Source organism: Gordonia sp. X0973 (genome assembly GCF_013348785.1).
Classification (GTDB): domain Bacteria; phylum Actinomycetota; class Actinomycetes; order Mycobacteriales; family Mycobacteriaceae; genus Gordonia.
The window spans coordinates 3,589,936-3,614,239 of the sequence record NZ_CP054691.1 but is presented as its reverse complement, the minus strand read 5'-3'; the positions used below and the strand labels follow the sequence as shown (position 1 = coordinate 3,614,239).

At 68.6% G+C, this 24,304-nt stretch carries 20 protein-coding genes and 2 pseudogenes; 13 read left to right on the top strand and 9 right to left on the bottom strand.

The window, feature by feature from the left end; genetic code table 11:
* Positions 1-34 precede the first annotated feature (34 nt).
* Positions 35-1,204: a beta-propeller fold lactonase family protein gene (locus HUN08_RS17665; protein WP_124247564.1), complete on the bottom strand. Its 1,170-nt coding sequence runs from the start codon at positions 1,202-1,204 to the stop codon at positions 35-37.
* A gap of 125 nt (positions 1,205-1,329) precedes the next feature.
* A complete protein-coding gene (locus HUN08_RS17660; protein ID WP_124247565.1) occupies positions 1,330-2,196 on the bottom strand; it encodes an oxygenase MpaB family protein in 867 nt (288 codons plus the stop codon).
* A 173-nt stretch (positions 2,197-2,369) separates the two neighbouring features.
* Between HUN08_RS17660 and HUN08_RS17655 the strand changes: the two genes are divergently transcribed.
* From HUN08_RS17655 to HUN08_RS17640, 4 genes are all read left to right on the top strand, one after another.
* On the top strand, positions 2,370-2,987 hold the full coding sequence (locus HUN08_RS17655) for a TetR/AcrR family transcriptional regulator (RefSeq protein WP_124247566.1): 618 nt from the start codon (positions 2,370-2,372) through the stop codon (positions 2,985-2,987).
* On the top strand, positions 2,980-3,621 hold the full coding sequence (locus HUN08_RS17650; RefSeq protein ID WP_124247567.1) for a TetR family transcriptional regulator: 642 nt from the start codon (positions 2,980-2,982) through the stop codon (positions 3,619-3,621). The genes HUN08_RS17655 and HUN08_RS17650 overlap by 8 nt, the downstream gene beginning before the upstream one ends.
* A 34-nt stretch (positions 3,622-3,655) precedes the next feature.
* Entirely contained in the window at positions 3,656-4,867 is a 1,212-nt protein-coding gene (gene dinB / locus HUN08_RS17645) for a DNA polymerase IV (RefSeq protein ID WP_124247568.1), read from the top strand.
* Positions 4,868-4,932: 65 nt separating this feature from the next.
* Positions 4,933-6,225 carry a TrpB-like pyridoxal phosphate-dependent enzyme gene (locus tag HUN08_RS17640; protein WP_124247569.1) on the top strand — a complete coding sequence of 431 codons (1,293 nt, stop codon included), beginning with the start codon at positions 4,933-4,935 and terminating at the stop codon, positions 6,223-6,225.
* A 1-nt stretch (position 6,226) separates the two neighbouring features.
* Here the strand turns inward: HUN08_RS17640 and HUN08_RS17635 are convergent, their stop codons facing one another.
* Positions 6,227-7,351 carry a LuxR C-terminal-related transcriptional regulator gene (locus HUN08_RS17635; RefSeq protein WP_124247570.1) on the bottom strand — a complete coding sequence of 375 codons (1,125 nt, stop codon included), beginning with the start codon at positions 7,349-7,351 and terminating at the stop codon, positions 6,227-6,229.
* Between the two features lie 114 nt (positions 7,352-7,465).
* Here HUN08_RS17635 and HUN08_RS17630 point away from each other — a divergent pair, with 114 nt between their 5' ends.
* From HUN08_RS17630 to HUN08_RS17595, 9 genes and pseudogenes are all read left to right on the top strand, one after another.
* A complete protein-coding gene (locus HUN08_RS17630; RefSeq protein ID WP_124247571.1) occupies positions 7,466-8,497 on the top strand; it encodes an ABC transporter permease in 1,032 nt (343 codons plus the stop codon).
* A gap of 79 nt (positions 8,498-8,576) precedes the next feature.
* Positions 8,577-9,656: a substrate-binding domain-containing protein gene (locus tag HUN08_RS17625; RefSeq protein WP_124247572.1), complete on the top strand. Its 1,080-nt coding sequence runs from the start codon at positions 8,577-8,579 to the stop codon at positions 9,654-9,656.
* Between the two features lie 15 nt (positions 9,657-9,671).
* Complete coding sequence (locus HUN08_RS17620; RefSeq protein WP_124247573.1) at positions 9,672-11,876, top strand: SMP-30/gluconolactonase/LRE family protein; 2,205 nt, start codon at positions 9,672-9,674, stop codon at positions 11,874-11,876.
* Positions 11,873-12,982, top strand: a complete 1,110-nt coding sequence (locus tag HUN08_RS17615; protein WP_124247574.1) for a hypothetical protein — start codon at positions 11,873-11,875, stop codon at positions 12,980-12,982. Before HUN08_RS17620 ends, HUN08_RS17615 begins: the two co-directional genes overlap by 4 nt.
* Before the next feature lie 14 nt (positions 12,983-12,996).
* A complete protein-coding gene (locus HUN08_RS17610) occupies positions 12,997-14,523 on the top strand; it encodes a sugar ABC transporter ATP-binding protein (RefSeq protein ID WP_301546792.1) in 1,527 nt (508 codons plus the stop codon).
* A gap of 5 nt (positions 14,524-14,528) precedes the next feature.
* Positions 14,529-14,723 (top strand): annotated as a pseudogene (locus HUN08_RS18580) (nitroreductase family protein); the annotation flags it as partial.
* A 133-nt stretch (positions 14,724-14,856) separates the two neighbouring features.
* Positions 14,857-15,216: a nitroreductase family protein gene (locus HUN08_RS18575; protein WP_367649952.1), complete on the top strand. Its 360-nt coding sequence runs from the start codon at positions 14,857-14,859 to the stop codon at positions 15,214-15,216.
* A gap of 86 nt (positions 15,217-15,302) precedes the next feature.
* Complete coding sequence (locus HUN08_RS17600; RefSeq protein WP_124247576.1) at positions 15,303-16,721, top strand: MmgE/PrpD family protein; 1,419 nt, start codon at positions 15,303-15,305, stop codon at positions 16,719-16,721.
* Positions 16,722-16,738: 17 nt separating this feature from the next.
* Positions 16,739-16,927 (top strand): annotated as a pseudogene (locus HUN08_RS17595) (alcohol dehydrogenase catalytic domain-containing protein); the annotation flags it as partial.
* A gap of 75 nt (positions 16,928-17,002) precedes the next feature.
* Here the strand turns inward: HUN08_RS17595 and HUN08_RS17590 are convergent.
* From HUN08_RS17590 to HUN08_RS17565, 6 genes are all read right to left on the bottom strand, one after another.
* Positions 17,003-18,424: an MmgE/PrpD family protein gene (locus tag HUN08_RS17590; protein ID WP_124247578.1), complete on the bottom strand. Its 1,422-nt coding sequence runs from the start codon at positions 18,422-18,424 to the stop codon at positions 17,003-17,005.
* Between the two features lie 8 nt (positions 18,425-18,432).
* Complete coding sequence (locus HUN08_RS17585) at positions 18,433-18,768, bottom strand: DUF4286 family protein (protein WP_124247579.1); 336 nt, start codon at positions 18,766-18,768, stop codon at positions 18,433-18,435.
* Positions 18,769-18,778: 10 nt separating this feature from the next.
* Positions 18,779-20,410 carry a sigma-54-dependent Fis family transcriptional regulator gene (locus HUN08_RS17580; protein WP_124247580.1) on the bottom strand — a complete coding sequence of 544 codons (1,632 nt, stop codon included), beginning with the start codon at positions 20,408-20,410 and terminating at the stop codon, positions 18,779-18,781.
* Between the two features lie 145 nt (positions 20,411-20,555).
* Positions 20,556-21,725 carry a beta-propeller fold lactonase family protein gene (locus tag HUN08_RS17575; protein WP_124247581.1) on the bottom strand — a complete coding sequence of 390 codons (1,170 nt, stop codon included), beginning with the start codon at positions 21,723-21,725 and terminating at the stop codon, positions 20,556-20,558.
* A gap of 129 nt (positions 21,726-21,854) precedes the next feature.
* The gene (locus HUN08_RS17570; protein WP_301546791.1) at positions 21,855-23,345 is read right to left on the bottom strand and encodes an aldehyde dehydrogenase; all 1,491 of its coding nucleotides are present in this window, start codon (positions 23,343-23,345) and stop codon (positions 21,855-21,857) included.
* A gap of 84 nt (positions 23,346-23,429) precedes the next feature.
* Positions 23,430-24,269, bottom strand: coding sequence for an acyl-CoA thioesterase domain-containing protein (locus HUN08_RS17565; protein ID WP_124247582.1), 840 nt, complete (start codon positions 24,267-24,269; stop codon positions 23,430-23,432).
* Between the last annotated feature and the right edge of the window lie 35 nt (positions 24,270-24,304).

Genomic DNA, 24,304 nt, shown 5'->3' with positions numbered 1-24,304 from the left:
AACCGATGCTAGGCCAGCCGTTGGCCGTGCGTGGTCAGTTCGGAGCGCGCACCAGTGTCGACGCGGCGGAGAAGAAGACGCCCGCGTCGTAGGAGCCCGGTATCCGGGTGAGGTTGCCGTTCGCCCCGATCAGATACTGGCGGACCGAGGTGTTGGGCCGGTGCACCGAGCCGACGATGTCGACCGCCACGAGGCGTTTGCCGTCGGCGGTCACCCAGGCTTGGCCGTTCAAGACCCCCGGTTCCGGGTTCCCCGCGAAGGAGGGGCCGATCAGGCCGGGGAGGCCGAAGGGAGTCAGAGCACCGCCGCGGCCGATGCGGAAGGCCGACATCCGGTTGGAGATCGCGTTCGGGGCGTACAGGAACCTCCCGTTGGGCGTGATGGTGATGCCGTGCGGGATGACGCCGGTGGCCGGAAAGGCCACCTGCGGCAACGCCACCAGGCCCCCGGAGGGCAGGACGCGGTAGGCCCCGATGCTCGGGAGTGTCTCGTTGGCCGTGTAGAGGAATCTGCCGTCCGGGGTGACCGTGGGGTTCACCGGCCCGGGGATTCCGGGCACGGTCTCCCGCGGCGACACCGAGCCGTCGGGGTGGACGGCGTACCGGATGAGTCCGCCGACCATATAGTTCGCGGCGTAGACGCTGCGGCCGTCGGCGGAGAACGTCAGCTGCGGCAGCGGTAGGCCGCCGAACGGGACGGGGCCGAGGGGAAAGGCGGGGCCCCGCCGGTGGGGGATGCCGGCCCGGTCGATCGCATAGCCCTGCATGACTCCGCCGCCGCGCACGTCGGGCCCGTAGACCACCGCGAGCGAGTCACCCTTGCGGGAGACGCCCATGGTCAGGGCGGCCCCGAAGGGCGGCTTCAGGGTTGCGACGCGACGCAGCGAGCCGTCGGGTCCGATGCGGTGGACCAGGACGCCGGCCTGCTCGGCGGCCGCGTAGAGGGTACGGCCGTCGGGGTTGGCCCTGATGCTGGAGGCGAGCAGCCGGCTCGGCATCGTCGCCGCCGGAAGACGGACGATCCGGCCCGATGCGGTGATCGCGAAACCGGTGATCCGGGGCGTCCCCAGGGCGTTGAGGTAGAGGAAGTCGGTCGGCCGGTCCGGCGCCGCCGAGGCGGACGGGATGCCGCCGAGCAGGCCCGCGGCGACGAGCGCCAGTGCCGCCGCCGAGGTGGCCAACCGGTTGAGTCCTTTTCGCAGCATCGGTCGCCACGCTCCCCTCGTTCATGGTGTTCGAACCATTGAAACCAGGTGGGCGGTGGCGTATCTGTCCATGTTCTTGGACACCCCGCTCTGCGACGCCCGGTGCTCGCCGGGGCCGGCCGGCCTCAGACCAGCGGTTGCCCCTTGCGGCGTCGGCGCCGGACGTCGGCGAGGAGAAGGCGGAACGGGATCTCCTGGATCGGGCGCGGCGTGATCCGGGTCGCCGTGCGGATCACGACGTTGTGGAAGTCGAAGAAGGTGCGTTGGGCCGGACTCGGATGCATCCGCATCATGTCGCGGAACTCGGGCGGCAGGTATCCGAGGGTCAGCGCTTGGGCATACCAACCCAGGACGTATTGCGGCCCCTTGCCGAGGAAGCCCAGCTTGGTCAGCTTCGTCAGATATGCGCGGACCTCGGGATCCATCTCGATCTGCGCGACGACGCCGTCCCAATACTCCTGGAAGTCGGCGCGGGTGGCCGGCCACATCTCATACGGCATCTGCAGCGTCGTGCCCATCGTCACCGCCTGGCGATAGGCCTTCTCGTTGACGTCGCCCGGGCGCCCATAGAGGCGGGCCATATCCTCCCAGCCGCGGTAGAGGCAGGCGGCGACCCAGAGCTGCAGCTTGGGGTCCATGGCGTTGTACTTGACCGGCGAATCGTGGGTGGAGTGCACCTGGCGGTGGGCCGAGTTCACCGCCTCGCGGAAGGACTTGCGGTCCTCCGGCGTGCCGGCGGCGGCGACGGCGAGATAGGTCAGCGTGGTGCGCGTCCGCTTGATCGGGTGCAGGAGCAGATTGCCGGACTCGACCTTGCTCTCGACGACGCCCCGGCCGACAGGGACGTTGGCCAGCTGCATGATGACGTTCGCCGGCCCGGCGAGCAGCGCGGCGATGTAGAGCGGGATGTCCGGCGACGTCAGTGCGTCCATTTCTTCCCGGGACATCCGCTTGGGTCGCTGTTCGGCGGGGATGTGCGACAACGTCGTCATACTCGCTCCCTATCGTCGATTTCTATTATTCCATCGCCACTTCACGACGGTGCGATCTTGCCGAACGAATTACTGTGACAACGCGTGTTGTCAGTTCCTATTCTGACCCGCCCCGCCAAACTGTGTCAATGCTTAGACATCGGAGCGGCCGGGTTCTTTGACACAATGGAGCAATGCCTTCCACGTTGTCTTCAATAACAGCGCTGCGCACCTACGCCGGTGAGCAGGGCGACGAACGCGTGGCGCGTCGGCGCCAACAGCTGCTCGACGCCGCGTTGGAGGTTCTCGGTTCCAGCGAGGGCGGCGCGCTGAGCGTGCGCGGCGTCTGCCGCGAGGCGAAGCTGACCGCGCGGTATTTCTACGAGAGCTTCGGCTCGGCCGACGAGCTGATCGCGGCCACCTACGACCGGGTCATCGACGAGATCATGGTCGGGGCCAGCGACGCGTTCTCCCGGGGTTCGACGATCACCGAGCGGGTCCGCGAGGCCGTCACCGCGATCGTCGACGTCATCGACCACGACCGGCGCAAGGGACGGCTGCTGTTCTCGCCGAAGCTCGTCTCGGCGACCCTGGCCGAACGGCGGCTGGCCGCCACCCAGCACCTGGCGGCGATCACGGCGAAGACCACCGCGGGGTCCCACGAGGCCCGCCCGGTCGACGTGGCCGGCGCGTACTACCGGGTCGGCGGATTGGCCAACCTCTTGGCTGCGTGGCTCGACGACCGGGTCGAGATGACGCGCTCCCCCCTGATCGACGTCTGCACCGCGCTGCTGCTCGGCGAGCGTGAGTGAGACGGTCGTGGCCGACGCCGTCGCGCCGGTGACCGCGGGCGCCTGGCGCGAATACGGGCCGCGCTCGTTGCCCGCGCCGCTGGAAGCCGCGTTGGCCGCCTTCGTCGAACAGGGCTACCACGGCACCTCGGTGCGCGACATCGCCGCGCGCGCCAACCTCTCGGTGCCCGGTCTGTACCACCACTACCCGTCGAAGCAATCCCTGCTCCAGGGGCTGCTCGAGGTCGCCATGCTCGACCTCCTCGCGCGCTCGGAGGCGGCCGTCGCCGAAGCCGGTCCCGACCCCCTCGCCCGATTCGACGCCGTGGTCGAGTCGCTGCTGCGCTTCCACATGTTCCGCCGGGAGCTGGCCTTCGTCGGATCGACCGAGATCCGCAGTATCGACGACGACTACCGCGACACCTACGTCGGCTACCGCGACCGGCTGCAGCGCATCGTCGACGACATCATCGCCGACGGCGCGGCGTCGGGCGCGTTCACCGCGACGTCGCCGAAGGCCGCCGGGCGGGCCATCACGACGATGTGCGTCGGGGTGTCCAGTTGGTTCCGCCCCGACGGCCCGTCGACCCCCGACGAGCTGGTCGTCGAGAACCTCGGTTTCGCCCGGGCCATCGTCGGGTACGCGCCGAAGTAGCGGGAGTGTCCGACGTCGATGTCACCATCGGCGCATGCGGATCGAGAAGCGAGAGCGCACCGAGGCGTCGATCCTGCACGCCGACCTCGATTCCTTCTACGCCTCCGTCGAACAGCGCGACGACCCGGCGCTGCGCGGCCGCCCGGTCCTCGTCGGCGGCGGGGTGGTGTTGGCCGCGAGTTACGAGGCCAAGGCGCTCGGCGTGCGGACCCCGATGCCGGGCTTCCAGGCGCGGGCGCTGTGCCGGGGTGCCGCGGTCGTCGTCTCGCCCCGGTTCCCCGCCTACGTCGAGGCCAGCAAAGCCGTCTTCGAGGTCTTCCGCGACACGACGCCGCTGGTCGAGGGCATTTCGGTCGACGAGGCCTTCCTCGACGTCGCGGGTTTGTGGCGGATCAGCGGGAGCCCGGCCGAAATCGGCGAGCGGCTGCGGGCGCGGGTGTGCGCCGAGGTGGGCCTGCCGATCACCGTCGGCGCGGCGCGCAGCAAGTTCCTCGCGAAGGTGGCCAGTGCGGTCGGCAAGCCGGACGGGCTGCTCGTCGTGCCGCCCGGCGAGGAATTGGCCTTTCTGCACCCGCTGCCGGTCCGGCGACTGTGGGGCGTGGGGGTCAAGACCGAGGCGAAGCTCGCCGACGCGGGGATCGAGACGGTCGGCGACCTCGCCGCCCTGGGCGAGGAGAACCTCGGGCGCCTACTCGGGCACGGCTCCGGAAGGCACCTCTACGCGCTGTCGATGGCGCGCGATCCCCGTCGGGTGGAGACGGGGCGCCGCCGGAAATCGATCGGTGCGCAGCGCGCGCTCGGCCGTCGGATCAAGTCCGAGGACGACGTCGAGACGACGCTGATCGCCATCGTCGACGGTCTCGGCAAGCGGCTGCGGACGGCGCGGCGCCTCTGTCGGACGGTCGTCCTCCGGCTGCGGTTCCACGACTTCGAACGGGTCACCCGGTCGCGCTCGATCGGCGAGCCCACCGAGTCGACCGTCGTCATCCTCGCCATCGCCAGGGGATTGTTCGACGAGGCGCTGCCGCTGATCCGCGAGCGCGGCTGCACCCTGATCGGACTCTCGCTGACCAACCTGTGCTCCCCCGATGCCGTCCAACTGGCCCTGCCCTTCGAGGCCGACCACGACGCCGAGCTCGACATCGCGATCGACGATCTGCGCACCCGCTTCGGGCGCGACTCGGTGACCCGCGGGCGCCTGGTAGGGCACCGGCACGGCGACGACGCCCCGATGCTGCCGGATTGATCCGCATCCGGTTGCGGCGGCGAAACCGCACCGCACCGGCGGGTCTTGCCGATAGCGTGGCGCCCATGACCGCCACCGATTACCGCGACATCGTCACCGTCGACGTCCCGACGCACTGGTACAACCTGGCCGCCGAACTCGACGAGCCGATTCCGCCGCACCTGCACCCGGGGACGAAGGAGCCGGTCGGGCCCGACGACCTGGTCGCGCTGTTCCCGATGGGCCTCATCGCGCAGGAGGTGGCCGCGGAGCCGTATATCGAGATCCCCGCGGCGGTGCGCGAGATCTATCGGATGTGGCGGCCGTCGCCACTGATCCGTGCCCGCCGATTCGAGGAGTCGCTGAACACCAAGGCGCATATCTACGTGAAGTACGAGGGGGTCAGCCCCGTCGGCAGTCACAAGACCAATTCCGCGGTGGCGCAGGCCTACTACAACCACCTCGACGGGGTCACCAAGCTGACCACCGAGACCGGCGCTGGGCAGTGGGGCAGCGCGCTGGCGTTCGCGGGCGCCCAGTTCGGCATCGACGTCGAGGTGTGGCAGGTGCGCGCCTCCTACGACTCCAAGCCGTATCGCGGCTACCTGATGCGGACCTACGGCGCGACGGTGCACCCGAGCCCGTCGGAACTCACCGAGTCGGGCAAGGCGATGCTCGCCAAGGATCCGCACACTACGGGCAGCCTCGGCATGGCGGTCAGCGAGGCCGTCGAGGTCGCGGCCGGCGATCCGGCCGCCCGCTACGCGTTGGGCAGCGTGCTCAACCACGTCGTGCTGCACCAGAGCGTGATCGGCCAGGAGGCCGTCGAACAGCTGGCGCTCGTCGAGCCGGACGGCGCCGACGTGGTGTTCGGTTGCGCGGGCGGCGGATCGAACCTGGGCGGATTGGCCTTCCCGTTCCTGCGCGAGAAGCTGCACGGCCGGTCCAACCCGCGGATCGTCGCGGCCGAGCCGGCGGCCTGCCCGTCGATCACCGAGGGTGAGTACCGCTACGACCACGGCGACGTCGCGGGCCTGACCCCGCTGCTCAAGATGCACACCCTGGGCATGGACTTCGTGCCCGATCCGATCCACGCCGGTGGCCTGCGCTATCACGGGATGGCCCCGGCGTTGAGCCACACCGTCGAGAAGGGGTTGGTCTCGGGCGTCGCCATCACCCAGCACGACGCGTTCGCCGCCGGCGTGCAGTTCGCCCGGACCCAGGGCATCGTCCCCGCTCCGGAGTCGACCCATGCCATCGCCGCGTGCGCGGCCCACGTCGCCGACAGCGACAAGGAGGAGGTCGTGGTCATCGGGCTGTCCGGCCACGGACAACTCGACCTCCCGGCCTACGCGGAGTTCCTCGACGGCAAGTTCTGACTCAGTCGACGGCGTGCTGGCGGCGCAGCCAATACGCGACCGCCTCGGCCCGGTTCCCGACGTCGATCTTGCGCAGGATATGGCTGATGTGGGTCTTCACCGTGCCCTCGCTGATGCACAGCCGCGAGGCGATGATGCGGTTGGTCGCGCCCGACGCGAGGAGTTCGACGACCTCGACTTCGCGGCGGGACAGGGGATCGGTCAACTCCTTGATCGGTGCCGACGCCGGACGGGCCGTCGCGACCGCGACCGGGGCGGGCGCGGGCGTGAGTTCGTCGAGCCGGTCGAGTTCGGCGCGGACGTTCGCGAGCCGGTTGCGCAACGCCACCCGGGCCATCGCGTGCCCCACCCCGTCGGCGAAGAGGCCCAGTGCGGCGCCGTCGATCTCGTCGACCTCGCGGTCGCCGTAGTAGATGTCGCCGTGGAGCATGCCGACGATCTTGCCGTCGACGCGCACCGGCGCGCCCGCGTAGGAGCGACAGTTGGAGACGCGGACGAGATCCTTGTGGACGCGCGGATTGTTCTGGACGTCGTAGACGAGAACGGTGCGGCCCTGGCTGAGGATGTCGGATTCGACCAGGCGGTTTTCGATGACGGGGCGGTGCGCCTGCCCGATGTCGACCAGCTCTTGGGCGAGCGCGGGATCCTTCTCGATGAACATGGTGTGGTAATCCCACCGGCCGTCGTCGATGGTTGACACCGCGCCGCGGTCGAAGCCGAGCGTGCAGAGTTCCTCGGCCACGCGCTGGTGCAGTTCGCCCAGGTCCCGGGCGGTGCTGAGGGTGGTCAGGGCACGCTGGACGTCCTTCAGGCGCATCGCGTGGCGGGCCATCTGGGCGTCGTAGACGCGGGCCTCGAACAGGCGCACGCGACCGAGGAGGTCGGTGAGCACGTCGAGGGATTCCGGACCGTCCTCGTCGCCGAGTCGGTTGATCGCCCCCACGGTGCCGTTCCAGATCTCGTGCAGCACGAAACGCACCTCGGCGTCGGTGTCGGCCTTGAGTCGGCCACCGGCCGGAATCGGGGTGCGCAGTGCCGCCGTGGCGTATTCGCACAGCTCATGCAGGGCAAACCGGTCATCGGCCGCGATCGGCGACGGCGTCGCCGTCGGTGCAGCGGTAGTCACGCTTCTACCTCCTAGTCCCGCTACGCATTATATGCAGTATCCGCCAAAGGTTGTATCCCAAATCACACTTCCGGCAGATGTGGGGCATATGTGGCCCAAGCCACACTGCTTGCCATGACCACAACCGAAGCCACCCCGGTACCGGCGGGACCGACCGCGGCCCGCCCGTCGTTGCGCCAGCGCGTGTCCGCGGTCAACCACGCCTACCTGGTCCTCGCGATCACCGTCGTGCTGGCCGTCCTCGGCGTCCTCCTCACCGAGAACTTCGCCACCCGCGGCAACATCACCTCGATCCTCGGCCTCTCCGCAGCCTTCGGCATCATGGCCGTCGGCGAGGCGATCGTCGTCCTCGGCAAGGGGATCGACCTCTCGATCGCCGGCGTCGGCCTCGCCGGCAGCCAGGGCGTGCTGGCGCTCATGCACAACGGCATGAACCAGTGGCAGGCCGTGTTCTGGATGCTGCTGATCGCCGTCGGCGTCGGCGTGGTCAACGGTGTCCTCATCGCCTTCGTCGAAGTGCCGGCGCTGTTCGCCACCCTCGCGACCGGCATGCTCGCGCTCGGCGGCATCACGATGCTGCTCTTCACCGACAACCTGTATACGGTCCCGGCCGGCTCCTTCTTCAGCTGGATCAACGGGGAGTGGTTCGGGGTGCCGCGGCCGATCTACATCGCCGCCGTGGTGTTCCTCCTGGCCTGGCTCTTCATCTCCTACACCTCCCCCGGCGCGCTGGTCCGGGCCATGGGCGACAACCCGGAGACGGCCCGCACGAGCGGCGCGCCGGTGCGCCCGCTGGTCGTGATGACCTACGTCATCTCCGCGGTGCTGGCGCTGCTGGCCGGCCTGGTCACCGTCGCCATCCAGGGCAGCGCCCAGACTGCGACCCAGTCCTTCGCGCCGATCCTGTTCACCGCGCTGACCGTCGTCGTCATCGGCGGTGTCTCCCTCTCGGGCGGTCGCGGCACCATCCTCGGCGTCCTCTGCGGTGCCCTTCTCGTCGGCGTCCTGGACAACCTGCTGACCAAGTTCGGCCTGGCCGACGCCGTCAAAGACCTCATCCGCGGCGGCGTGCTGCTGGCGGCCATCGCCTTCGACGCCTGGCTGCACCCGCGCAACGAGGAAACCGAGAAGTCCGGCGAGCTCTGAGTCGGAGGAGAGCCCATCCGGGCCGACCACAAACGCAGTGCAAGAAGTAATCGATCCGCAACTGATTAGGAGAAATATCATGCGGTTTGGAAAAACCCTGGCGGCGGCCTCGGCCACCGTCCTCGCGATCGGCGCACTCGCCGGCTGTTCGTCGGGCGGAAGCGGGTCGGGCGGCGGCAGCGCCAACAACTCCGACGCCGTCTTCAACTCGGGTCAGATCGAGGTCCTCAAGGTCCACGATCAGATCAACGAGCACCTGAAGGGCAAGCGCATCGCCTTCGTCCCGCTGCTCTACAAGGGCTACCCGCTCACCGAGAACTGGGGCACCACCCTGGAGCGCACCGCGAACGAGTCGGGCGCCGAGTTCAAGGTGTACGACGCCAACTTCTCGCCCGACCGCATGGTCAGCACGATGAACGACCTCATCGCCCGCAAGGCGGCCGACGTCATCATCGTGCAGAACCAGGCCGCCGGTCTGTTGGACAACGCGATCGAGCAGGCGCGCAAGGCCGGCATCTACACGATCGTGCTGAACATGATGACCACCAAGCTGGGCGATGCCTTCATCGGCGTCAACGTCTACAGCGCGGCGAAGGCCGTCACCGAGCGCGCGATGAGCGATTGCCAGGCCCGTCCCGACGCTCGGCAGCTGGTCGCCATCGACGGCAGCGGCACCGACCCGGCGTCGGTCCAGTGGGCCGCCGGGGTCAAGGAAGCGGCGGCGGCCAAGGGCTTCAACGTCACCGTCAACCACTCGGGATTCCAGAACCCGGCGGCCCAGCAGGCCGCCGAGTCCTCGATCGCGCAGCACCAGAGCAAGCTCTGCGGCTTCGTCGTGACCTTCGACATGAACGCGGTGACCGTCGGCCAGACGGTGAAGACCGCCGAACAGCGCGGCACCCTGCGCCCCGGCGAGGTCGGCACCTACACCCTGGACGCCAACTACCAGACGTGTGACGCGATCAAGGCCGGGACCGTCACGGCGACCTCCGCCTACGACGTCCAGGGCATCGGCGCATCGGCCGCGATCGCGATGCAGAACCTGCTGCTGGGCGGCATCAAGCCGGGCGGTCAGCACAACTTCGCATTCGCCACCAACACGCTCGTGGACAAGGCAAACGTCGATACGACGTCGATCGCCTGCTACCACAGCAAGTAAGGATTCGAGTTCACCATGACGACGACCACTGACGGGTCGGTGTCGCTGCGCCGCGGCGGTTCGCCGCTGCGGCGCGGTATCGACGCCTTCCCTCTCACCGGGGGCGGGTTCCTCGACCGTTTCGCCCCGTACCGAAACATCTCCGAACTGTTCGGGAAGCGCTGGATGGAAGGCGCGGTGCCACTGATCCTGGCCCTGGCCCTCTCCATCTACGTTCTCGCGACGACCAACGTCGGCGCCGACAACGCCGGCCTGATCATGGACAGTGTCGCGATCTACGGATTGATCGCGATCGGAATGACGATCGTTTTGGTCGGTGGCGGCATCGACCTGTCAGTGGGATCCATCGTCGCCTTCGTCGGGCTCGGATCTCTCGCGGCCTGGCACTCCTGGGGTGTGCCGCCGGTGCTCGTCGCGATCCTCGCGCCGATCGTCGGCGGCCTCCTCGGGGCCGTCAACGGCTACTTCATCGCCATCGTGCGGATGCGGCCGTTCATCACGACCCTGGTCACCCTGGTCGCCTTCGGCGGTGCGGCCCGCGTCCTGCAGACCGCCACCGCCAACACCATCGGCGGCAAGGGGGAGACCAGCGCCGTCTGGGACTTCCTCGGCAACGGGCGCATCCTCGGACTGCACACCTGCTGGTTCATCTTCCTGATCGTGCTGATCGTCGCCCACGTCTGCCTGACCCGCTCCCGGTGGGGCTGGTGGGTCACCGCGACCGGTTCGGACCGCCGCTCGGCCCGGCGCAACGGCATCCCGGTCACCAAGGTCACCTTCTGGAGCTATGTGCTCTCCGGTGCCCTCGCCGGCGCCGCGGCCCTCATCTACCAGACGATCAACTCCCGCACCGACCCGAACCTGGGCTCGGGCTGGGAGATCACCGTGCTGACCGCGGTGGTGCTCGGCGGGGTGTCGCTCTCCGGTGGCCGTGGCTCGGTGCTGCGCGCGACCGTCGGCGTCTTCGTCGTCGCGATCCTGCAGCAGGCCACCGTCGGCGCGCAGGGACCGCTGTTCTCGGTGGTCCTCGCCGCGGTACTGCTGGTCTTCACCATCCTCGACCTCAAATGGGGTAAGTACCGCCAGCGCGCGGTGGAGAAGCTCAAGCTCGACCCGGCCAGGCAGAAGCTGGGCCCGTTGCTCGACGTCACCGCGCCGGGAACGGTGTGGACGCCCAACAGCAAGCTGACCGTCGCCCCGCCGCTCGGCCTCGGCAAGATCCGCGGCGCGGAGGACTGCGCGGTCGACAACGACGGCAACGTCTACTGCGGCGACCAGCGCGGCTGGGTGTGGAAGTTCCGCGGGATCGAGGACACCGAGGGCGAGATCTTCTCGCGCACCGGTGGCTTCCCCTGTGGCCACAAATTCGACCGGGACGGCAATCTCGTCGTCGCCGTCGGCGGCATCGGCGTGTACCGGATCGACATGGACGGCAACTACGAGGTGATCGCCACCCAGACCAAGCGCAGCCCGCTCTCGTTGATCGACGACTCCGGCCTGCGCGCCATCGACGACCTCGACGTCGCGCCGGACGGCTCGATCTACTGCTCGGACTTCTCGACGCGCAACAACACCACCGAGTTCCAACTGGAGCTGGTCGAGTTCCGCGACAACGGCCGGATCATCCGCATCGACCCGGAGGGCAAGGCCGAGGTCGTCATCGACAACTACGTGTTCCCCAACGGGATCGTCACCGCCCACGACGGGCAGTCGATCCTCGTCGCCTCGACCGGCCTCGCGCGGGTCGACCGGCTCTGGATCTCCGGCCCCAAGGAGGGTCAGTTGGAGCCGGTGTTGGAGAACCTCCCGGGCTACCCGGACAACATGTGCCGCTCGTCGGACGGCAACTATTGGCTGCCGCTGGTGGCGCTGCGGACCGAGATGTCGGACCTGCTCAACCGCTACCCCGACGTGCGGCGCCGGATGACGCGGGAGATGCCGCTGGACAACTGGATCGCACCGCAGTTCAACACCGCGTGCGTCATCAAGTTCAGCGACTCCGGGGAGATCCTGACCACCCTGTGGGACAAGGACCTCGAGAACTACCCGATGGTGACCGGCGTCAAGGAGAACGACGGCTACCTCTACCTCTGCGGGGTCAGCAACAACCGCATCGGCAAGATGAAACTCGACCCCAGCGAGGTCGGGACGATCGATACCAACCTCGTGCCGGGCGTGGCTCCGGCCACGACGGCCAAGACGGCGGAGGCGGCGCGATGAGCGGCATGCTGGACACCCTCAAGGAGTGGGTCAACCCGAACTGGGGTCACCACCGAACCGTCCCCCCGATGGACGCCGGGCTGCGGTTGAACACCCGTCTCGACGACGCGAAGGATCTCCTGGGCGACCGCGAGACGCACCCCGACGACGTGCTGCGCGACGCAGCCGGCGACCTCGTGTTCACCGTCGGGTCCGTGGTGTACTCGTTGGCCGGCGGGCAGGTGCGGCGAATCGTCGACGCGGGCAGCCCGATCACGGCGATCGCCGCGGACGGCACCCGGATCGTCGCCGCGGTGTCCGGGCGCGGGATCGTCTCGATCGCGCCGTCCGGCGGTGATGCCGGTGGCGTCGTCGACGACCTGTGTACCGACGAGATCCTCCGCGACTGCGTCACGGCGCTGGCCGCGGCTGGAGACGGGAAGCTGTACGCCGCCGTCGGCTCGCGAAAGTACGGAGCAGACGAGTGGGCGCGCGCCCTGCTGACCGACGACAGCACCGGGGCGCTCGTCGAGGTCGCCGGCGGCCACGCGAGCGTGCTCGACGACGGGTTGGCCTGGCCCTCGGGCGTCGCCGTCATGCCGTCGGGGGCAGTCCTGCTCTCGCTGAGCCTGGCGCACCAGGTGGAGCTGCGCGAGCCGCACGCACTCGCGTCGACCGGCTCGATGCTGGCCGAGAACCTGCCGCTGTACCCGGGCCGGATCTGCGTCGATGGCGACGACATCTGGGTGGTGGCGCCCTACGTCCGCAACCGGATGACCGAACTGCTGCTCGACGAGCACGAATTCGTCGCCGACATGATGGCCACGGTGCGCCCCGACGACTGGTTCGTCCCGCGCCTGGCGGTGAAGAACCCGCTCACCGACACGATGCAGATGGGGCAGTTGCGCGTGGAGGGCGAGGTCAAGAGCTGGGCGCCGGCGCGCAGCTGCGGCATCGTCTTCCGGATCGACCCCGACGGTCGCGTCGTCGACAGCCTGCACTCGCGGGTGGACAGCCCGCGGCACGGCATGACCGGGGTGACCGCGCGCGACGGCGTCGTCGTGCTCGCGGCGCAGGGCTACGGCAACCTCGTCGAGATCGACGCGAACACCGACAAGACCGAATGAACGAGGACGGGACAATGGCACAACCATCCACCGCAGAACCCACCGCGAAGACCGGCACCCCGGTCATCGCCCTGCACGAGGTCAGCAAACGGTACGGCGGCACCTACGCGCTCAGCGACGTCAGCTTCGACGTGCTGCCCGGCGAGATCCACGCCCTCGTCGGCGAGAACGGCGCGGGCAAGTCCACCCTGGTGAAGATCATCTCCGGCGCCATCTCGCACGACAGCGGAAAGCTGCTGGTGGAGGGCCAGGAGCGGAACTTCACCGCGCCGCGCGACTCCACCGAGGCGGGCGTCGCGATGGTCTATCAGGAGGGGTCGCTGGTCGACACGATGACCGTGGCCCAGAACCTGTTCCTCGGCGACGAGGACGTGTTCAACAACCTCGGCAAGCTCAACGTGAAGGCCCGCGAACTGCTCGAATCGCATAACTTCCACATCCGTCCCGACGCCGTTGCCGGCACGCTCGGCATCGGGCAGAAGCAGATGGTGGAGATCGCGCGCGCCGTGCACCGCGAGGCGAAGGTCGTCATCCTCGACGAGCCGACGGCCTCGGTGACCCCGGAGGAGCGGCTGCAGCTGTTCATGTCGATGCAGAGCCTGCGGCGCCGCGGGATCGGGGTCATCTTCATCACCCACATGCTCGACGAGGCGTTCGAGCAGGCCGACCGGATCACGGTGCTGCGCGACGGCGTCGCCCAGGGCACCGTGGAGAAGGCCGACTTCGACCACGAGACGATCGTGCGCATGATGGTCGGCCGCACCGTCGAGATGGGCCGGGTCCTGCCGAACCGCGAGCGCGACGCCCTGCCCGCACTCCAGGTGGAGGATCTGACCCTGTTGCCGGTGGTCCGCAACATGGCGTTCTCGGCGTATGCCGGGGAGATCGTCGGCCTGTACGGGCTGGTCGGCGCCGGGCGCAGCGAGGTCTCGCAGATCATCGCCGGCATCACCAAGCGGCGACGACTGCGCGGCGGCAAGACGCGGCTGATGGGCAAGGAGGTCCGGTTCCGCACGCCGCGGCACGCCCGCAAGGCCGGGATCGTCTACATCACCGAGGACCGCAAGGCGGCCGGATTCTTCAGCCACCTGTCCATCTCGCAGAACATCTACCTCGGGCATCTGTGCTCGGCGAAGTGGTTGCCGCCGATGATCCGGCCGCGCGAGCGCGGTCAGGTCGCCGACAAGTACGTGAAGCAGTTCGACGTGCGCACCCTGGAGCCGTCGAAGGCGACCGTCGAGGAACTCTCCGGCGGCAACCAGCAGAAGGTCGTGTTGGCCAAGGGGCTGACCCGTCAGCCGCTCGTCGCGATCATCGACGAGCCGACGCGCGGCGTCGACCTGGGCACCATCCCGGAGATCCACGCCAAGCTGCGCGAGCTGGCCGACAGCGGGGTCGCGGTCATCGTCATCTCCTCCTACATCCCCGAAATCCAGGCGTTGTCCGACCGGGTGCTGGTGGTGAAGAACGGGACGGTGGCGGCCGAGTTCGCCCCGGACGAGGCGACCGAGGACCGATTGATGTTCGCGGCGGTACATTGACCGACGTGGCCGAATCAGATCGGGTGGACGCCTTCGACCGCCTGTTGCAGCAGCGACACAGCTGTCGGGCGTTCACCGCCGAGCAGGTGCCGCGCGACGAGATCGTGGAGCTGCTCGAGTCCGCCCAGCGCGCCCCGTCGTGGTGCAACACCCAGCCGTGGGAGGTGATCCTCACCAGCGGTGCGGCGACCGATCGGCTGCGCGACGCCCTGTACGCGCACGTGCTGGCCGGGTCGCCGGAGGAGTTGGAGTTCGACGGTCCCGAGCAATACACCGGGGTGTACCGGGAGCGGCGGCGCGAAGCCCGGCTGGCAGCTGTACGAGGCGGTCGGGGTGCGGCGCGGCGACCGGATGGCCTCGGCGGCGCAGGCCGCGGAGAACTTCCGGTTCTTCGGCGCCCCGCATCTGGCGTTGATCACGACCGACGCCGAGCAGCGGGTGTACGGCGCGGTGGACGCGGGCCTCTACGCCGCGACCTTCCTGTACGCGGCGGAGAGTCGGGGCATCGCCGCGATCCCGCAGGCGGCACTCGCCATGCAGAGCCCGTTCCTGCGGGAGTATTTCGACATCCCGGCCGACCGCAAGATCCTGATGGGGATCTCCTTCGGCTACTCCGACGAGGGGCATCCGGCGAACGGCTATCGCACCTCACGCGCGTCGGTGGGCGACGTGGTCCGCTTCGTCGACGGATAGCGCCCTCGAGGCAACAAGCGGTACCCATGCGGGTATCAAAAATATATTATGTAGAGAACATTGAGAATGTGGAGCGAGGTTTCACCATGACCACCCTGATCGAGCAATTGGCGCGGTTCGCCGTCGAGGTAACGGCGACGGACCTACCCGACGACGTCGTACACGAGTCGCAGCGCATCCTCCTCGACACCCTCGGGTGCGCGGTGGCCTCGCTCGACGACGAGGGCGCCCAGCGCGGTGTCGCCCACGGCCGGGTCATCGGTGCCGGCACCCCCGAATCGTCGGTGATCGGCACCCGCGAGAAGGTCTCGCACCTCGGCGCCGCCTTCGCCAACGCCGAACTCGTCAACGCCCTCGACCAGGACGCCGTGCTGCCCCCCGGCCACGTCACCCCCTACGTCGTGCCGGGGGCCCTCGCGCTCGCCGAGGCCACCGGCGCCTCCGGCGCCACCCTGCTCGAGGCGCTGGCCATCGGACACGAGATGTCCTACCGGATCGGCAAGTGCACCGACTACCTGCGCGACATCAAGGACGGCGTCGTCGTCATCCCGAAGGTCATCGGCTACGCCAGCACCCTGTTCGGGGCGACCGCCGCGGTCGGCAAGATCAAGGGATTCGACGCGGAGACGATGGCCGACGCGCTGGGGATCGCCGGCTGCTCGTCGCCGGTGAACTTCCAGCGATCCTGGATGATGCACGCCCCCTCGACCACGATCAAGTACCAGCTGGCCGGACAGATGGCCTTCACCGCGCTGACCGCGGCCAGCCTCGCCGAACTCGGCCACACCGGGGACCGGCAACTCCTCGACGACCGGGAGTTCGGGTGGCCGCGCTTCATCGGCACCTCGCGGTGGGAACCGGCGCCGATCACCGACGGACTCGGGCAGAAGTGGACCTTCACGCCGTTCCAGTCGTTCAAGCCCTACCCGCACTGCCGCGTCATGCACGCCATCTTCGACGCGCTCACCGAGATCGTCGACGAGCAGGACCTCGCGCCCGAGGACATCGAATCGATCACCGCGTGGGGCGAGAGCTTCGTCCTGCAGCCGAATTGGCTGAACGAAAACATCACCAACCCGCGCGACGCGCAGTTCTCCATGACCCACGGCCTGGCTATGGCCGCGCACCGCATCCCGCCGGGCAAGGATTGGCAGACGCTCGAGGCCGTGCTGCGCCCCTCGGTGCTCGCGCTGACCGAGCGCAGTCACTTCGAGCCGCACCCGGATCACGCCGCCGCCCTGGCCAAGGACCCGGCCGCCCGTGTGTCGAAGGTGGAGGTCCGCGCCCACGGCAAGGTCTTCACCGGCGAGCGCGCCTACCCCAAGGGCTCGCCGTCGAAGGACCCGGAGACCTACATGACCGACGAGCAACTGATCGCGAAGTTCAGCCACAACGTCGACGGGGTGGTCGCCGAGACCGAGCGCAAGACGGTCGTCGACGCGGCGTACGCCCTGACCGGCGTCGACAACGTCGCGACGATCCTCGAGCTGCTGGCGCCCCGATAGGAGTCCGCAAGACGGGAATGACCACGCGAGCCACCGTCCTTGATGAAGGCGTCAAGGAGTTCGAGATCGTCGAACTCGACTTCGACGAACCGGGGCAGAACGAGGTCCACATCAAATACGTCACGTCGGGGCTCTGTCACTCCGATTGGCACCTGATCGACGGCTTCATCATTCCGCGCTTCCCGATCATCGCCGGCCACGAGGGGTGAGGGTGCTGACCAGGCGCTGGTCACCGTCGGCGTCGCCGACGACAAGGTCATCCGCGGGATCATCGTCCACGACTAGGTTCGCGCCGCTACCTCGGCCATGAGAGTGTCGGCGTGGTCTAGGTTCTCAAGGTTTGCGACCAGCTCGACCGTCCGGTCGACCTGCCGGCCGGAGAGTCGTCCAGCGCAGTTGACGGCGAACTTGTCGACCAGCTCATCCCAGGACATTGTCGTTGCCGGGTCGGCCGAGGGACTGCCCTTGGGGACGCGTCCTTCGGCGGTGAACTGCTGGCCGCGCGCGGTGATGGTCACCTTCGACGGGCGTTGGGAGTGGTCCTTACGGTACTGCACGGCCCACTCCGGATGCGGGTGGAACTCGACCCGGTCCATCAGTGCCAGGACCGATTCGGACTGCACGGTCTCGTTGCGTTGCCACTGCGGACCGGGCGGGACCCGGTGCGCACCGAGTGCCAGCCCGTGGCCGATGCTGAACTGGGCGTCGACGGGGTGGTCGATGCTGCGGTTCTCCCAAATCGGGTGTTCGACCCACGCCTCCCCCCAGGCCTCGATCTTGTCGATCTGCGCGGGTGCCAGATTGTGTTCATCGGCGACGGCGGTCACCAGGTCGAGCAGGCCGTGCAGGACGCGGCAATGGGGGTACGGCTTGTAGGCCTGCTCCGCCGGAAAGCCCCACCGGGTCCCGAGGTCGGAGGTGATTGCGCAGGGCTCCCACCGCCCCGAGGCGATGAAGGCGGCGTAGCCGTGGTCCGCATCGTCGAGTACATGGTGATCACCGCGGTGCCCGAGGGCGGCCATATCGTGGGCGCAGAACGCGGACTGGACCAGCGCGCCGGCCATCAGGTACTTGAACGTCGTCGACGGTGTGTGGGCGAACCATGAGCGCATGGTGTTCGGGGGTGCGATCGTCGGCGCGAGTGCTAGCGCGTCGGTCGTCGTCGCCCGGCCGCTCCCGCGCAGGCGCGCGACGGCGGCGGTCGCGCCGAAGATCGTTGAGCTGAACCCGAGCACGCGGGCGGTGTGGATCTGCCCGTCCTCGGTCACCTCGCGGTGATAGTCCATCGCTTTACCGAAGCGGTTGCTCATCTCGTGGGCGACGGCGACGGCGACGATCAGCTCGGTGCCTGCCGAGCGCTCTGCCTCGGCGACGGCTAGCGCCCCGGGCAGCACGTACGGCACCACATGTCCGGGCGGCAGGATCGCGTCGAAGTCCAGGGCGTTGATCAACTCGCCGTTGGCGAACCCTGCGCCCAGCGCGCTGCCGCGGTGGGGTGTTCCGATGATCGTCGCCTCGACCGAGCCGCCGCCGAGCGTCTGCCCGTAGGCGATGCCGGCCGCGCCCTTCGGATGGTCGACCGCGGCCACGGCGCAGCCGAGGGAGTCGAGGATCAACCGTTTGGCCTCGGTGACCACCGGGCCGGGGAGCGATTCGTAGGAGGTCTCACCGGCGAAGCCGGCCAGCGTGTCGATGAGCGTCACGGGAGCCACTAACTTTCACGCAGGTCGCTGAGCGGTTCGAAGTAGTTCGCCCATCGGTCGGCATGCAGAGTCTCACTGATGGGCATTTCCGCGGTGTTGTAGCGCTCTTGAATGGCGTTGGTGATGACGTTGGGTTCGGTGGCATCGCAGTGGTAGAGGCAGAGGTACTTGTAGGGGTACGGGCCCGCACCGCGCTGCTGTTCGGTCAGACGAAACCGCTGCGCGCTCTCGATGCCGAGGATGCGCAGGAGATCGGGAATGTGCTGGTCGTCGTACCAGCGATTGAACTCGTCCTCGTCCTCTGGAGTGGTCGGGTTGGTGAACACGACGTAGGTGAACAGCATTGTTTGTCTCCTAGATAGCGATCTTCAGGGCGCGTAGGCGGTTGTAGAGGGTCGAGCGACTCACGCCCAGGGCGCGGGCGGCGGCCATCTTGTTGCCGTCCGCGGCGCGGATCGCACCGATGATGACGTCGCGCTCGGCCCGTTGCAACGGCGGGAGGGCGGCCTCCCGGTGGCGATAGGCGTCGGGGAAATCGGCGGGCGTGATGTCGCCGGCCGAGCGCGTGCGCGCCAGCGTCCGGACGACCCGGCGCAGTTCCTGGAGGTTGCCGCTCCACGAGCAGTCGGCGAGCGCGCGCAGTGCGGCCGTCGTGAGCCGGACCTGTGCGCCGCCGGATTCCTCGGCGAGCATCCGGGTGGCGATCGCGGGAACGTCCTGGCGTCGGCGGCGCAGGGGGATCAGGGTCTGGCGCGTCTGGGAGGCGCCGAGCAGACAGGGGCTGAGGTTCTCCGGCGCGTCGGTTGCGGTGAGGACGATGCGCCGCCGCGACCGGTGGATCCGCTTGGCCAGCAGCATGGCCAGCGAGGGATCGAGGAGGTCGACGTTCTCGATGATCAGCACGCCTCCGTCGCGGCCCAGCTCGCGCTCGGCGCCGCGCACCCAGTCGCGGTCCCCACGGGACACCACGTCCGCGGCGTCGAGGACGGCGTAGCCGGATCCGGCCAGGCGGACGGCCTCGGTTGTTCTTCCGGTACCGGCCTCGCCGCAGATGAGGACCGGCCAATTCGGCTCCCCGTCCGCGTCGGCGGCGCCGCCCGACGCGGTCTCGAGGGCGGCGAAGTGGACCAGGACGCCGCTGGTGCCCGCCACCGGGGTGCAGGTGAACCGCAGTCGGGACCCGGATTCGAGTAGCACGCTGTGCTCGCCGGCCTCCGCCACACCCGCGGCGATCGAGCGCACCGCCGCCTGCGCGACCGGGTCGAGGAGGTCCAACGCCTCCGGATTGGCCAGGACCAGGCCCTCGCCGATCACCATGACCGGTCCGCGATGGCGATGCGAATTGGCGTGGAAGGCGGTGAGCAGTGTCTGCTGGGCAAAGGGGGAGTCGACGGCGAGTTGGTTCTCGATATCGGCGATCAGGCGCCGTGCGATGGGCTGGAAGAAGCGGTCGTCGCCCGCGCTGCTGCCGCCGACGTTGAGGACGCCCTCGAGTCGTCGGGTGACCGGGTGGAAGACCGGGTGGCCGAAACAGGTGAAGCCGGAGAACGCCTCCATGAAGTGATCGGTGCCGCGCAGCATCAGCGGGGTCCGCGTCTCCAGGATCGTCCCGATCGAGTTGGTGCCGACGAGGTCTTCGGCCAGGCTGATGCCGCGCCGGATTCCCATCGACGCCACCGCTCCCTCGACCAGGTCGTCGGTGGCGCGCACGTCGAGGATGCGGCCCTGGGTGTCGGCCAGCGTGACGGTCATCGGCGCCCCGTCGAACTCGGTGCGCAGCCGGTCGAGGAGCGGGCCGGCGGCCTTCTCCAACGAGGTCCGCCGCCCGAGTGGGGACTCGACCAGCCGTGGTGCGGCGGCTCGCTCCAGGCCGTACACCCTGGACCGGTTCCACGACGCCACGATCTCGGGGTGGCGGAAGGACTCGGCCGACCCGAACTCCTTCGGGGATTCGACGAGCAGGGATATGTGCTGTTGAACGGTCATGGTCTTCACCTGAAGCTTGCTGATTGCGTCGATCACCGGCGGATGACCGATCGGATGCTTGTCACGCTACAGACTAGCTGTGAAATCGCGCACAATATATCCAAATCAGCCAGCCGCCGGTGACCGCTGGACTACCAGGGCTTGATCAGCCGGCAGGCGGGGAGACGATATTCGCGCTGTCGCCGTCGGAGAAGCGCACGCCCGCGTCCACCGGACCGCTGGCCTGTCGTAGCGCCCCGTTGGGCAGCACGCGGTAGGCGGTGACGTGCGTACTGCCGCTGACCGAGAGCGTGTCGATGTTGTAGAGCCAATTCCCGTCGGGACTGATCCGCACCAGGCCGGGTGCGTGTCCGGCGGGCGACGGCTGGTTGCCTCCGGGCAACGGCGCGAGGGTGCCGTTGGGTAGGATGCGGCGCGCTCCGATGCCCAGGCCGCCGGTCGTCGGGAAATACATCCACCTGCTGTTCGGGTGGATCGCCATGCCGTGCGGAATCAGGCCGGCGAATGAGAAGCCGAGCGGGACCAACGCGCCCTGCGGCGTGATGCGGAAACCCGCGATGCTGTGGGTCTGCTCCGCGGTGACGTAGACGAACTTGTTGTTGGGCGTCACCTCCGGCATGGTCGGGCCGATCCCGCTGAAGTATTGGTTCGACACGCGGGTGAGCGCCCCGGTCGGTCCCACCCGGAAGGAGTCCAGCGACCCCTGGATGAAGGAGGAGGCGACGAGGAATTTGCCGTTCGGGGTGACCTGGGGGATCGACAGCCCGGAGGCCACACCGGGCAGGTCCTTGCCGTGTGTCAGGCGCAGACTGCCGTTGTCGCCGATCGCGTAGGTCTGGATGGTGGTGCCCACCGTTCCGACCGTCGCGAACAGGTGCTTGCTGTCCGGGGAGATGTCCATACTGGTCACCGGCCCGGGGCTCTTGAACACGCCGGGCAGCGCGGACAGCGTGCCGTTGCGGTGCATCCGGTAGCCCTTGATGGTGCCCGACGAGGTGCCCGAGATGTAGACGTAGCGCCCGTCCGGCGTGGGGATCACGCCCATCGAGAACCCGGCGCCGGTGTACATCGGGCCGCTGACCTTGGTGATTCGCGGACCGTCGATGCGCAGCACCGACACGTTGGGCGAGCCGGTGCCGCCGACCAGCATGAACTGCGGGCCCGAGGAAGTCGGGGCCGCGTCGGCGGTGGACTGCGAGGCGCCGACGAGGGCGCCGACAGTGGTGACCGCGGCCGCGGCGATGGCGGCGACGCGACGGGTCAGCGGCAGCGGGCGGCCGGGACGCGTCGGTGACGGGGACAGTGCGAGAGACAAAGCAACCTCCGATTTGAGTGTTGGCCAGGTCACAGGGATAGGCCAGTGTGATGATTCTGCGGGGCGGCCCGAGGGCGGAGTGTCCAGGATTTTCGACACTTTCGCCCTCCCGCGAGGACGGGTGCCGGGCTAGCCGGAGAGCTTGTCGTACATGTCCTCGGAGATTCCGTACGACTTGATCTCGGTGTAGGCGTCGAAGCCTTCGATGCCGCACTCGCGGCCGAGTCCGCTCTGCTTGAACCCGCCGACCGGAGCGGAGAATCCCGAGCCGGCGCCGTTGACCTCGACGGTTCCGGTGAGGATCCGCCGGGCCACGCCCAGCGCACGATCCTCGTCGACGCTGAAGACCGAGCCGTTCAACCCGTACTTCGAGTTGTTCGCAATCGCGATGGCCTCGTCGTCGTCGGCCGCCGTCATGATGGCAAGCACGGGGCCGAAGATCTCCTCCTGTGCGATCTTGGCGTTCGGATCGACGTTGGCGAACAACGTCGGCTCGACGTAGAACCCCTTGCCCTGTGCGGCCGGTCGGCCGCCGCCGATCAGCAGCTTCGCGTCCTCGGATTTCCCGGCCTCGATATATCCCTCCACACGCGCGCGCTGCGTCGCGCTCACCAGCGGGCCGAGTTCGGTTGCCGGGTCGAACGGATCGCCCAGCGGCATCGATTCCACTAGGGACACCAGTCGGTCGCAGAGCTCGTCGCGACGGGACTTTGCGACGACGATCCGGGTCTTGTTGCTGCAGACCTGCCCGGTGTTGCGGAAGGACACGGCCCGGATCGCGGGGAGCACGACGTCGAGATCGGCGTCGTCGAGTACGACCGCCGCCGACTTTCCGCCGAGTTCGAGGGTCAACCGCTTGAAGTCTTGGGCGCAGATCTCGCCGATCCGACGGCCAGCCGCGGTCGAGCCGGTGAACGAGATCTTGTCGACGCCGGGGTGGCGGACCAGGTGCTCGCCGGCGTCACGGTCGGCGGCGACGACGTTGACGACCCCGTCGGGAACGCCGGCTTGCTCGAGAAGCTCGGTCATCAGATATGCCGAGAGCGGGGTGTTGGGCGCTGGCTTGAGGATGAAGCTGCAACCTGCCAGGAGCGACGGTGCGAGCTTGAGCATGCTGGTGAGCAGGGGGGCGTTCCACGGCACGATCGCCCCGACGACGCCGATGGGCACCTTTGTGACGAGCGCTTTGCCGTTGAGGGCCTCGCGGGTCGACTGCCAGTTGACCAGTGGGGCATTGTCGATGAACGCGTCTAGGACCAGCTTTGTGCCGATTGCTTGCATTCCGTTGGACAGGGTGATTGGACACCCCATCTCCGCGGTGACCAGTTCGGCGACGTCGCTTTGCCGTTCGCCGAGGAGTTCGCTGAACCTGCGCATGATCGCGGACCGCTCTTCGAGCGACATGCGTGGCCAGGGGCCGCTGTCGAAGGCGGCACGCGCGGCACCGACCGCGCGATCCATGTCCGCGGCGACGCCCTGGGGAACCGTGGCGATCACTTCCTCGGAGGCTGGGGAGATTACGTCGAAAGTAGCGTTTGATGCCGGGTCGACCCACTCGCCCCCGATGTAGAACTTGTCGTACTTGCCTTGCCAGACCACGGTGACTCCTTCGTCGTTCACGTCTCGAATCGAGCTGACGGCCGAGCGCGGTGTTCCGTGCGGCCTATGAGCTGAGTCACAGTGTAGCGGATAATATAAAATGCGTTACTCGGGTTGGTCGCGATCGCCGCGCCATGACATCGGTGATCCGCGCAGCTCGATCGGCGGTTGGCTCAGCGCCGTCGTCGTCGCGGTCCCGCAGGCGCCGAGGCGGTCGAAGACGATCGTCGAACCGGCGCAGATCCCGTCCGATTCGACGCGGCCGGACGAGGCGAGGCCGACCGACGGCCCGACGACCTGCCGTCCGAGCACCAGGGAGACGTCGGCGTTGATGAAGGCCAACCCCTCCGGCCCCGCGTTGGTGACGGCATTCGCGACGTCGGCGATCGCCGCCACGTTCTGGAAGGGGGTCACCGTCTCGCCCTCGACGACGGGAATCGAGAAATGCCACAGATGCAGCGGCTCGTGCGACGCGGGCGGGCGGCCCGCAACCCAGGGGCCGTCCGGTACGCGATACAGCCGTTCGACGTCGCCGGAATAGTCGGCGCCGTCGGAGTCCGGTGCGGCGTGATCGACGAAGGGCGGCAGGATGCCGGTCGGCTCCGCGTCGGGGTCGGGCCGCAGGAACAGCGCACTGGCCCGGGCGCGGATCTGGCCCTCCTGGTGGAGCTCCGCCTCGACCAGGCAGAGCCGGCGCGACGAGCGGATCACGGTCGCCGACGCGGTGATCGGCTTCATGTGGACGGCACGGAACAGATCGAGGGTCCAGCGGGCCGGGCGCAGGTCGTCTCGGCCCAGCTCGGCGACGGCCCGCTCGGACGCGCGGGCGAGTGCGCCGCCGATCGCGAGTCCGCGCATGTGGTCGGAGCCCCAGCCGCTGCCCGCGCGCGGGGTGGGGACCAGGGCGCCGTCGGAGTCGCGGCGGAAGCAGGCGGATCGGATCACGGGACTTCCCTCGATGGCGCGGCGTCGTCGCGATC